Genomic DNA, 1,349 nt, shown 5'->3' with positions numbered 1-1,349 from the left:
AAGTCCTTCAAGATGGCAACAACAATGCAAGGCTACATCGCCAAGGCAAGTGCCCAGATAGCGCAGCGCGCGACCAATACGCTCGCGCGCATCACTTGGTGCCGTGCTTATGTTGCCAGAGGGCGCACTGCCCTTTGTTCCTACAGTTAGAAAGTGATCCCAATTCTGGGCAACTTTCGGACCCATTTGAGACACCTCAAAATCTTCGCGCAAGCGCTCTGCCGCATCCACAAAGTCTTCGCTTAAAAAGGCTGTGCCGTCTTTGTCTTTACGTCGTGACAACGCAGCAACAGGGCTTTCGGACATGTTATAGCGCACACGACGACGGCACCCGTCTTCTTGGATGATTTTTTCGGCGTAGGTTGCTGCAGGCGCATGTGTTGCGGCGTCTGCTTACGTGGTTGCGCACGACAGTTCCAACAGTTTGTTGCGTCCCGATTGCGTGATCTTATAGCGTGAAATACGATTAGGGTCTGGGCAATCAACCCATGCATTAAGGGCCAAAACGGCAACGAAATCAGCAGAAACTGATGCGGTTTTACTTGTGCCACCGCCCTGCGTTTCGCGTACGACGACAGCGGTTTCCATACCTTCTGCAACCGCCAAAACAGCACCGGATTCACACAATCTGCGTAAAATTCGCGTGGCCTGTTGTTCAATATCAGCCGTTTCGGAAATCAAAGACTTGTTATTTGGGTGTTGTCCCATTTGGGATGCCTCTTTGGCGCAGTAAGAGGGAGTGCCGTGGAAAAATTTAGAGCTAAGCGAATGAAGAGCACGATCAATAAGGGGATCGTCACGGCGCACTTCAATCTTGCGAATTTTGGCGTAGAACGGTTGACGCGTGACATCCAGAACGGCGCGCGACCTCTCTTGTGGGCAAGCCCGCTTGGGTATGCGTCAAATATCTTTGAACCGCGTCAGGCACCCAGTTTGGAATGGAGGCATTTGGCAAAAGAGCGTTCGCTCGGTTTAAGTTATATGAAGAAAGTTCCGTCACGATTTCTGACCCTATTATGTTTGAGTTATCCATAGAATTGTCCACAACTTGACCGCCAATTGTTACGTTTTGGTTAACAATCATGTGTTGTGTTAAGTATTGTTTCCAAAAGATAAACAATTATAAACGGGGCGTTCGGAGGAAAAGGTGGAATCGCAAAGCACCCATAGGTTGAGTATTTAGGTGTTAGTTCTGCACACACCAAAGGGTTTTCAAATGTTAGATATCAAGTCACAAATTGCTCAACTGAAACATCCCAAGTTGCTCGTAAAGGCAGCGTTGATGGGACAGAAAGACTATCGCCGCAAAGTTCATCTTGGGCGTATTTTGCAAGGTAGCGTGCCTGCAA

At 48.8% G+C, this 1,349-nt stretch carries 3 protein-coding genes; 1 reads left to right on the top strand and 2 read right to left on the bottom strand.

All coding sequences use genetic code 11. The features are described from left to right. Both QZ279_RS08210 and QZ279_RS08205 read right to left on the bottom strand, forming a co-directional pair. The coding region (locus QZ279_RS08210) for a DUF6456 domain-containing protein (RefSeq protein WP_293449878.1) at window positions 1–306 on the bottom strand (306 nt) is incomplete at its 3' end. Window positions 307–393: 87 nt separating this feature from the next. Further along, window positions 394–708, bottom strand: a complete 315-nt coding sequence (locus tag QZ279_RS08205; RefSeq protein WP_293449876.1) for a hypothetical protein — start codon at window positions 706–708, stop codon at window positions 394–396. 508 nt (window positions 709–1,216) lie between these two features. On the opposite strand from QZ279_RS08205, the gene QZ279_RS08200 reads away from it, so the two are divergent. Continuing rightward, window positions 1,217–1,349: DUF6477 family protein (locus QZ279_RS08200; RefSeq protein ID WP_293449898.1), on the top strand; the 133-nt coding region annotated here is incomplete at its 3' end.

Source organism: Planktotalea sp. (assembly GCF_018607965.1).
In the GTDB taxonomy this organism is placed as follows: Bacteria; Pseudomonadota; Alphaproteobacteria; order Rhodobacterales; family Rhodobacteraceae; genus Planktotalea.
Note: the sequence above shows the minus strand (reverse complement) of the source record. Positions and strands in the feature narration are given on the sequence as shown.